The organism is Bradyrhizobium zhengyangense (assembly GCF_022012555.1).
GTDB classification, from domain to species: Bacteria; Pseudomonadota; Alphaproteobacteria; order Rhizobiales; family Xanthobacteraceae; genus Bradyrhizobium; species Bradyrhizobium zhengyangense.
Genome location: NZ_JAKLTZ010000080.1, coordinates 1 through 1048, shown reverse-complemented (window position 1 = coordinate 1048; position 1048 = coordinate 1). Strand labels below are relative to the sequence as shown.

At 63.5% G+C, this 1048-nt stretch carries 2 protein-coding genes; both read right to left on the bottom strand.

The window, feature by feature from the left end; genetic code table 11:
• Window positions 1–260: 260 nt before the first annotated feature.
• Window positions 261–710, bottom strand: coding sequence for an IS66 family transposase zinc-finger binding domain-containing protein (locus tag L6639_RS42920; protein ID WP_237867377.1), 450 nt, complete (start codon window positions 708–710; stop codon window positions 261–263).
• Window positions 711–815: 105 nt separating this feature from the next.
• On the bottom strand, window positions 816–1048 hold a 233-nt coding region (gene tnpB / locus L6639_RS42915), incomplete at its 5' end, for an IS66 family insertion sequence element accessory protein TnpB (protein WP_237867376.1).

Sequence of the window (1048 nt, the reverse complement as noted above, 5' to 3'; positions counted from 1 at the left end):
ATGTCGTCCTGGATCAAGCACCGGCATCGGCGTCTCGTCGCAGAACACGCGCGGCGCAGCCTGAATGATCCGCAGCTACAGCTCATAAAGGCTCCTGAGCCACCAGGCGGTACGTTTGACCCAACCGGCGAGTGTCGCGCGGTCAAGATGGATGCCGTGGCCGGCCAGGATCTGAACTTACCGGTACAGCGGCAAATACCAGGCGAACTTCGAGACCACCATATGGCTCACGAGGGCCGTCGAGGCCATACCGCCCTCAATCAGGCGCGGCAGCACTTTGGCTGGACCGCGCCATCGGTGCAGCCGCGGCAGCCGTATTTGGGACGGATCGTGCGCAGCACGCGCAGGAGCGCCGGGATCACGTTCAACACCTCGCTGACGTCCTCGCCGATCTTGTGAGGCTGGCCCTGGCAGCACGGGCAGGCCGTCACCTCCGGCTCCAGGACCTGCTCACAGCGCGGCAGATGCTTGGGCAACGCGCCGATGTTGCGGCGCGCCTTCTTACGTAGCTTATCGGACGGCTTCACCGCAGGTGCATCGTCGTTGGCAGCTGCAGGCGGCGTGACACTGGTCTCAAGATCGTCAAGCTCAAGCGCAAGCTGTTCGGCCACGAGCGTGGCAAGGCGTTCCGAGCGCTTCCCGAAGATCATCTCCTTGAGCGTCTGCACCGCAACACGCAGCTTCTCGTTCTGGGCGTCGAGCGCGAGCACCATCTCCGTTAGAGCGGCTGGATCAGTCGGGAAACGTCCCGGGGCGTATCGCCATAAATGGACCATACCTCCGCGCGCCGCAGGCTCCAGCGAAATCCTCTCCTCTCAGCCGACAATTGCCGGCTGCTTCACGAGCTTGGCCGAGACGCGCGTCCACTCGAGTCCGTCGAGCAGCATTGCGAGCTGTGTCGCACTGAGATGCACCACGCCTTCGCGGATCAGCGACCAGGTGAAGTGCCCCTGGTGCAACCACTTCGTCACCAGCACCATGCCGCTGCCGTCCCACGCCAGAAGCTTCACTCTGTCCGTGCGTTTGCTGCGGAACACGAAGACGTCAC